This window comes from Nonomuraea cypriaca (assembly GCF_015645445.1).
Classification (GTDB): domain Bacteria; phylum Actinomycetota; class Actinomycetes; order Streptosporangiales; family Streptosporangiaceae; genus Nonomuraea; species Nonomuraea cypriaca.
Genome location: NZ_JADOGI010000343.1, coordinates 1 through 8440, shown reverse-complemented (window position 1 = coordinate 8440; position 8440 = coordinate 1). Strand labels below are relative to the sequence as shown.

The 8440-nt window shown below is 68.8% G+C and carries 5 protein-coding genes; 1 reads left to right on the top strand and 4 read right to left on the bottom strand.

The genetic code is table 11. From position 1 onward, the window contains the following. Window positions 1-205, top strand: a 205-nt coding sequence (locus ITP53_RS51705; RefSeq protein ID WP_207757622.1) for a hypothetical protein, incomplete at its 5' end; no start/stop codon positions are given. A gap of 117 nt (window positions 206-322) precedes the next feature. On the opposite strand, the gene ITP53_RS51700 is transcribed toward ITP53_RS51705, so the two are convergent. The 4 genes from ITP53_RS51700 to ITP53_RS51685 form a co-directional block, all read right to left on the bottom strand. Beyond that, window positions 323-3244, bottom strand: coding sequence for a DEAD/DEAH box helicase (locus tag ITP53_RS51700; protein WP_195902848.1), 2922 nt, complete (start codon window positions 3242-3244; stop codon window positions 323-325). Further along, complete coding sequence (locus ITP53_RS51695; RefSeq protein ID WP_195902847.1) at window positions 3216-4535, bottom strand: ATP-binding protein; 1320 nt, start codon at window positions 4533-4535, stop codon at window positions 3216-3218. The genes ITP53_RS51700 and ITP53_RS51695 overlap by 29 nt, the downstream gene beginning before the upstream one ends. After that, a complete protein-coding gene (locus tag ITP53_RS51690) occupies window positions 4532-6565 on the bottom strand; it encodes a tellurite resistance TerB family protein (protein WP_195902846.1) in 2034 nt (677 codons plus the stop codon). Before ITP53_RS51690 ends, ITP53_RS51695 begins: the two co-directional genes overlap by 4 nt. A 459-nt stretch (window positions 6566-7024) precedes the next feature. Next, a complete protein-coding gene (locus ITP53_RS51685) occupies window positions 7025-8362 on the bottom strand; it encodes a hypothetical protein (RefSeq protein ID WP_195902845.1) in 1338 nt (445 codons plus the stop codon). Window positions 8363-8440: the final 78 nt, after the last annotated feature.

The following is an 8440-nucleotide window of genomic DNA, read 5'->3' as shown; positions in this document are numbered from 1 at the left end:
GCTGGATCCCGCCCGCCCGGCCCTCGACCTTCTGGAGGACCTGCTCAGCGGCATCCGTGGCTGCTGGCTGCTGTACGCCGAAAGCGCGACCGAACTCGACGAGACAGAAGACCTCGACGAGGAGGAATGGCAGAAGCGCCGCACAGCGGCGTTCTTCGCGGAAGTCCGGGAAGAAGCTGCCGCTCATCGCGAGCGCCTCTTGTAGCGCCATGGGTTGCGTCGCCTTCAGTGCCCGTGGGTGTTCGATCCCCGCAACCGCAGCCCGGCACCCCGAGACGCAACTTCGACCGAGTGCCGCTTGCACGAGTGATGGCGGCTTCCGTCACTCCGGCGTTGCGCGAGATTGAGCGAGGGCAGAGACAGGTGCCGGACACCACGGCTTCGCCGGAAGTTGTCCGGTGGCGCCGAGTTCGCTGAACCACTGCAGTCCTTGTGCCGTTGCCCGTTCGAGGTAGATCTGTAGCAGGGTGGCGCAGGTTCGGGCGTCGCTTTCGGCGTGGTGCGCTGTTCCGTTGTCGAGTCCTTCTGCGTCGGCGCAGTCGGTGAGGCGGTGGGAGGGCAGGGGCGGCCCGAAGCGGCGCGCCAGGTTCAGGATGCACAGGGTCATGAGGTTGTCGGGGGCGTATCCGGCGCGGGCGAATTCGGTGCTGAGGACATCGCTGTCGTAGCGGACGTTGTGGGCGACGATGATCGCGCCGTCGAGCATGGCCGCCACGTCTCCGGCGATCTGCGGGAAGTGAGGCGCCGTTGCCAACTCGCCTTCAGTGAGGCCGTGGATGTGGGTGGGGCTTGGCCGGCGTCCGGGGTTGACCAGGGTGGAGTAGGTGCGGTCTTCGCTGCCGTCGGGGTGCAGGCGGATAATCGCGATTTCGGCGATGCGGGCCGTGCGGGTGTCGAGACAGGTGGTCTCGATGTCCACGACGGCGTACGGCAGCGACCCGATGCGGTGCTGGCGAGGCGGTGCGGCAGCCTTGGGCGGGTCCAAGTTGACCGCGCGGATGCGGTCGCTGGTGGTGGCGAGAGCGGTGATGGACTGCTGGGTTTCGGCGACGTCGAGACGGCGGGCGTAGGAGCGGGTGAGGAGTTCCTCACCGATGACGTCGTCGTACTTGTCGACGCGCTTGTCGGTGATCAGTGCGGCCAGGGAGAGTGCGTGGGGAACGCCTTCTGCAGCCAGGTCGGCCAGGAGGCCGGCGGCTGCTTGCTGGGAGGTGTCGCTGATCAGCAGCGCGACTCCGTAGCGGACGACATCGACGCCGTAGGCGTGCAAGGCCAGGCCGAGAGTGGTCATGATGGCGTCGCCGCGGAAGGGGAACAGCAGGGTGTCGTTGCCGTAGCCGACGAGAGGGGTGCCGTGCAGGCCGAGGCGGCGGTAGGCGGCGCGGCCCTCGGCGAGCAGTCGCTGGGCGGCGGCGTCCAGGTAGGCCGGAACCGTGGTGTCCTCGTACAGGCGTCGCATGGTGGTGCGGATGCGGTCGTGGACGAGCGGGCCGGCGCTGGTGAAGCGGGGCGGGCGGCCGCCGGAGGCGCGGGTGACCTCGATGAGCTTGGCGTGGGTGTCAATGGTCAGGATGCGCCAGCGGCGGCCGGCGAAGATGATCAGGCTGCCTTCCGGGAGCGGTTGTTCGATGGGGAGGCTGCCGAGCGTGCGGCCCTCGGTGACGATGCGGTATTCGGTGGGAGCGGCGAAGGCAGCGTAGAAGGTGTAGTGGTTGACCAGCCGCTCCCCCGTCTCGGCGGGCAGCAGCAGCCCGTCGTTCTCCTGACGGATGAGGTCAGCGGTGGCAAGGTCGCGTAGCAGTGTGGCGAAAGTCGGGCCGTCGACGGCGCGGAAGGGGCCTTGCGCGCACAGGGTGCGGTAGGCGTCGGCGGGGGTGATGCCGCCGTGCTGGGCGATGAGGGACAGGATCTGCTGGGTGAGGGTGGACAGGTGCAGGGCTTCGGCGGCCGGGGGCTCGTACCAGCGTTGCAGAAGCAGCTCGATGGTGGCGATGGCTTGCACGAGCTGGGCGCGCAATTCGTCGGCCGGGTGGATGGCCGGGGTGGCTTCGGGTTCACTGACGTACAGGCGCAGGATGGCCGGTCCGCCGCGGCGTCCGGAGCGGCCGAGGCGCTGTCGCAGGGCAGCCACGCTGGGTGGGGCGCCGATCTGCGCGATGGAGGTGACGGAGCCGATGTCGATGCCCATCTCCAGGGTGGAGGTGCAGACGGCGGTGGCCGGGCGGGTGCGGTCCTTGAGGCGGACTTCGGCGTGCTCGCGGATGTCCTTGGACAGGTTGCCGTGGTGCGGGACGAACTCCTCCGGTACGCGGGCGTTCTCGCAGCGGCGGTTGAGCAGGTCGGTGTAGTCCTCGACGGCGGCGCGGGAGCCCGCGAAGACGAGGTTGTGCGAGCCGCGCAGCGTGGTGAACAGGTGGTCGGCGATGGCGAGCCGGTCGCCGGTGGCGACGTCGTCGGCGCTGACCTCCTCGCCGAGGGCTTCGTGGGCGGCACGGGCGCGCGGGTCGAGCGTAGGCGCGGTCTGGACGTATCCGCGGATCTGCAGGCGGAGCTCCTGTGCGTCGCTGCTGGAGACGATCACGGTGACGTCGTCGCCGGCTCGCGGGCGCAGGAAGTCGGCGGCTTTGCCCATGTCGCCGAGAGTCGCCGACAGGCCGATGCGGGGGATGCGGCGGCGGGCCGCCAGGTCGAGGCGGTGCATAAGGGACTGCAGCTGGGCGCCGCGTTCGGTGCCGATGAAGGAGTGCAGCTCGTCGATGACGAGGTAGCGGGCGGACGTCATCAGGTCGCGGATCTTCCAGCCGCGCAGGACGAACATGGCCTCCAGCGACTCCGGCGTGATCAACAGAATGCCCTGGGGGTGATCCAGCAGCTTGCTCTTGGATGAGGCGGCGACGTCGCCGTGCCAGCGGGAGACGGTGATGCCGAGGTGGTCGCAGAGCTGGTCGAGCCGGCCGTACTGGTCGTTGATGAGGGCCTTGAGCGGGCTGATGTAGACGGCGGCGAATCCCGTGGTGTCCGGCTGCTCGGTCAGGACCGAGCAGATGGGCAGGAACGCGGCTTCGGTTTTGCCGGAGGCGGTGGCGGCGGCGATGAGCACGTCCCGGTCTCCGGCCAGGATGGGGGCGATGGCGGCTTCTTGTGCCTCGCGGAGTTCGCGCCAGTTCTGCTGCCAGATCCATTGCTGGATCTTGGGGTGCAGGCGTTCGAAGGCGTCAGAGGCGGAAGGAGGCGAGGTCGTCATCGCCGGGCCTTCCGTCGGTGTCTTCGTCGAGTGGCGCGAGGTCGGGGTTGGTCTCCGGTGCCAGTTCCACCGAGGGCAGGATCTGCCGCCAGTCCACGCCGGGGTTCTGCTCCAGCACGGCCAGCAGGTCGCAGAACGCCTTGATGGTGGTACGGGGTGTGCGGAAGTAGGCCTCGCCGATGCGGTTGGCGCAGTGGTACATGAAGGCGGCCAGCGCGTCGTCGGCCAGCAGGTAGCGGGAGATGTCGCCGCCCGCTTGGACGTGGCGCAGCTTGGTCAGCAGGACGTACAGGTCCTCCTGGGTGAGCGCGGCCAGGCGCAGCACCGGGCCGGAGTAGTCGACCAGGCCGCCGGCGGCGAAGGTGTTCTCGGCCAGCCGTGATTGCAGGGCCGGATAGCTGAACAGACCGCGCCGGGTATCGGCGAGGAACTCCGGGGTGCCGCCGAAGACGAACCCGAGATGGGCGGCGGTGCCCTGCAGGGTGTCGTTGAGGATACGCAGGATCTGCTCGTAGTTGGAGTTACGCGCCTGGGTGGAGGCCAGCTTGTAGAGGTTGACCATCTCGTCCAGGCACACCAGCAGCCCGTCGTAGCCGGCCAGCCGGACGAAGCGGCTCATCAGCTTCAGGTGGTCGTGGACGGTGCTGTCGTCGATGATCGTGCGCACGCCGAGCGCCGAGCGGGCCTCGGTCTTGGTGCCGTACTCGGCGCGCAGCCAGCGCACCGCCGCCGACTTGAGCTGCTCGTCCCCGCTGTCGTGACCGCGCCAGTAGGCGCCGACGACCTCGGCGAAGTCGTAGCCGCCGGTCATCTCGCTCAGGTGGGCCAGCCTGGCCCGGATGACCTGCGACGGGTCGGTGCCGGTCTGCTGGGCCTCGGCCAGCGCGGTGGAGACGAATCGTTCCACCACACTGCTCAGCGCTCCCCCGTCCGGCTTGGCACGGGTGGTCAGGTTGCGCATCAGCTCGGCATACAAGCTGCGGGCCTGGCCGCCGCTGGAGTGCAGGCGCCGGTCCGGGTTGAGGTCGGCGTGCGCCGTGACCAGCTTCTTCTCCATCGCGACGGAACGCACCAGATGCAGGAAGAACGTCTTGCCGGCGCCGAACTCGCCGATCACGAACCGCACCGCCGAGCCGCCGTCGGCGATCCGGTCGATGTCGGTCACCAGCGCCTTCACCTCGGGCTCGCGCCCCACCTGGATGTGGCGCTGCCCGATGCGCGGCACGACGCCGGCCCGCAGGGACTGCAGCAGGGCGTCACGCTCTCGGGGACGGATCGAGGTCGGTGTCACGTCAGCATCTCTCCCAGCAGGTTCCGGTCGACCCAGATCGGGTCGTCTCCATCCAGTAGCGGCTCGCCCGCCAGCTCGTAGGCGGCCTCGTTGATGCGATCCAGGGCGCCGTCCGGCAGGAGTTTCCAGCGCGCCGCCAGCTGCTCGAATTGCGCCCGCGAAATCTGCTCCGCCGAGGCCAGCTCGCGCACCAACCCAGAGTGCTGCCCGTCCAGCCCGGCCATGGGTGCGGCGGCGGGTAGCAGTGCGGCGACCGGCGGGGGCTCGTCCTCGGTGAAGATCGAACCCAGCAGCGCGCCGACGCGTGCCGTCTCGGCCAGCTTGGCCGCGATTGCCGCCTCATCCAGCCGGACGGGCGGGGCGACGGTCTGCTCGGCCTGCTGCGGGATGGCGTAGCCGCGTTCTGGCTGCGCTGGGCGGACGACGACCGGTTCCGTCGCCGGGGCGGGCTTGGTGGTGGCTGGCAGGAGAGCGGGATCGAGCTCCAGCAGGCGGTAGATCTTGGTGAGAGTTTTCACCTCGTCCGGCGAGATCCGGCCGTCGGCCCCGGCCACCGCGGTGAGGAACTCCGCCACGTACTGGCGCTGGGCCGCATCGATGCCCGCGATGCGCCGGGTCAGGCCGGTGAGCTTGACCGGGGTGACGGTCAGCCAGCGCAGGTGCGCGTGCAGGCGCCGCCGTTCGTCGGCGGTCAGGTGCAGCGCCCGCTCCAGATGGTCGCTCAGGTGGCGCTGCTCGCTCTTGTCGAACTCGCCGTCGGCGGCGCTCACCGCCGCCGCCAGGTGCAGCAGCAACGTCGCCGCCTGATAGGCGTCCGAGGCTGCCGCCGTCGGACCGTCCGGCGCCGCGAACAACACCATTGAGCCCGAGGTGGGCACCGCGCCGCCCAGGCGCGGGTCCGGTTCGATGCCGATCCCCGCCCGGCCCAGCACCTGCGCCATCGCGACGACGTCCTTCTTGGCCGGCTTCGCCTCCTGCGGTGCGGAGATGAAGGCAGAGAACTCGCCCACCGGGACGACGGCGAGTTCCTGTGTGCCGAGCCGGTGGCGCGCCCACGCGATCGCCTGCCCGGCGCCGCCGCCGGAGAGATTCACCAGCTCGGTCGGCAACAGCGCCTGCGCCTGCACCGAGCGCTGCCCGTCGGGCACCCGGCCGAGGTAGCGGCTGTAGGCCTCCAGGTCCGAGGTGCATTCGTCGGCCAGCGCGGCCAGCTTCCTGGTCGGCGCGGCGTATCCGAGCACGTCCGGGATGCCGGGCAAGGTCAGTTCGGCGACTCCGCGAAAGCCGGCACTGGCGGGCCGGTAGTCCAGCGTGACCTCTTTGCGGCCGGGCCGCACGAACAGCCCCTTCCCGTAGCGGGCGGCGAAGCGCTGCAGGAAGAGCGCGTCGAACTCGGCGGCGCAGCGGGTGGCAGGGGTACGCGGGTAGTACTCCGGATGCGAGCGGATCCAGGTCAACGCCCAATCAGCAGGCACGGGCACGCCTTGCGCCGCGAACGCTCCCAGACCGGCGCGCAGCCGTAACGGGGGCGGGAAGTCGCGTGTCGGCGCCGGCGCCTTCGCGGATGGCTCAGCCGTGAACATGTCCAGCACATGCTCGAACTGTCCCACATAGCGCTTGAAGGCCTTGTGGCCGCCGTAGATGGACAGGAGACGGCGGACCTCCTGGTGGATGATCGGCAGCTCGAACGCCGCGCTGGAACGGTCCCGCTGCAGGTCGTACAGCACCCGCCGTTCCAGCCCGTAGAAGTAGAGGAACACATACCCGATCGGCACCTGCGCGAAGCGCCGCCCGTCCGCGAGCCAGGCCAGATAGGCGGCCCTCGACTGCGACGGGATGTCGCTGTACGACGGCCAATAGTCCAAACCCTGCCCGCCCCAGTCCGGCTGACGCAGGTCAACAGGCAAGGTCGGATTGATCAGTGCAGGGTCCACCGTGTATCCCGATGGCGCGGCCAACTGCGTGCCGACGTAGAGGAGCCCGCCGACGATGTTGTAGCCCGCGATGGTTACTCCCGCTCCCGGACGCAACCACGGATCTACGGGAGCGTACGGATGAGCCTGCGGCGCCGACGGCGCGGGAGCATGCATCGCGTGACGACCAGGGCGAGCAGAAGACGAATGCTGGGCGGACACAGATGGCGGAGCGGTCCTCATCGGTGGAGGGGGTTCACGCCGGAACCGGTCCAAGAAGCTCACTGATCACCCCTGCTCAGCCCGCTCGGCTCAACGTTAAGACGCCCGAGGCTATCCCCCACATCGGAAGAAACTTCAGTTTCTTCTCTTCCTCATAGCATCAGCAGGATCGGCTGTTACCGATCCGAAGCAGCGACCGCAGCACTTATAGGCATTTCGGGCCGTTCAAATTTAAGGCGTCCGCTGCACCCCGAGGTAAAGCAGCACCGCCCGCACTGCGCCTGCCGGAAATTCCATCCACGCAGTTCAAGCGGCGTGTGAGTACTCGTGGAGGACGCCGCCGAGCCCGGTCTGTCAGGTGTCGGAGGCGAAGACGCGTTTGAGGAAGTCGTCGCGGGTGGCTTGATCGAGATCGCTGTCGAGTGAGAGCGCGGTCTCAAGAGTGCGTTCGGTGACCTGGCGGGGTATCTCGAAGCGGTCTTGGGCTTGGCCGATGATGGAGGAGAGGGCGGCGCCGCCCAGGGTGGGGTTGTGGCGGATCAGCCAGTCCAGCATGTGAGCAATCTGGAAGTTGATGCCGAAGGAGAACCAGTCGGCCTTGGTGAGCGTCGAGTCGTCGCTGGTCTCGTTCCAGTCGATCGGTTCGCCACCGGACTGCTCGAGCTCCAGCCCACTGGCGATCTCGTCGAGGACGGCGTGTTCGACGGTCAGTGTGAGTTGTTGCATCGGTATGATCCCGTCCAGGCTGGCGGCCACTGACCAGCTCAGGTCCTTAGCGACCTCGCGGACCGCAGTCTCGGTGCGCCAACGCAGGGTCCACCGTTTGCGCCAATCGGGGCGCTCCCACAGGTGCGACATGAACGTCTGACTGAACCGTGTCCACAGGCTGGCGACGCCTACGGGCAGGGACGAGCCGTCGCGGTCGATGGACACGGCCTCAGTGACGGCGTCGTGGGCTCGGTTACGCGCTTCGACCCACTCGTCGACGACCGGCCGGGCCCACAGGTCGCTGCGGCCAACGCTGGCCTGTGGGAGGGGGACGTCGTTCTCGTTTCGGGCGATGTAGGCGCGCAGGGTCGAGGGCGCGATGCCGGCGAGATCGGCCATCTGGGTGACGTTCAGCAGCTGGTCGCCGACAAGTTCGGGGGCGGCGAGTTTGACGATATTGTCGGCCAGGCCGCGGTCATCACGAGCGGCGGCCCACAGCGCGAGGTCGTCGAGCCAGTGTCCAGTGGGTCGGGCCTGTGGGTCGACGTCGCTGATGGCCAGGCGCCTGGCGCGCGCGGGGGTGCCGCCGTTTTGCAGCAGGTCGCCGGCGGTGATGGTGACCGCGCTGGGCACAGGCCGCTGGAAGTAGACCTCGTCGGCGGCGTCCCAGACTTGGGCGGGCCGGTACCAAGTGGTGCCGTCCCACCAGTAGCCGCCGAAGCGGAACAGCAGGGCTTGCGGCATCTGGAAGGCCACAACGGAGTGGAAAGCACTCATGTCCTGGTTACTGACCACGATCACGGAGTGGCCGTGGTCGGGGTGATAGCGGACCATCCAGGCCAGATCAGGACGGGTCTGGTCGGTGGTAGAGGCGATCCAGCCGCCCGAATAGTTGCGAGTGCGGCAGGGGTCGGTACGCCCCCATCCACCGTAGCCCTCCTCGTGGCGGCGGCCGATCGCTTCGATCGCGTGCGGGTCGTCCAAGGGCAGGTGGGAATCGTCGACGAAGGGGAGGTCGGGGATGGGGTGGTCGGTACGTATTCCGTTGGCGACGGGCTGGGG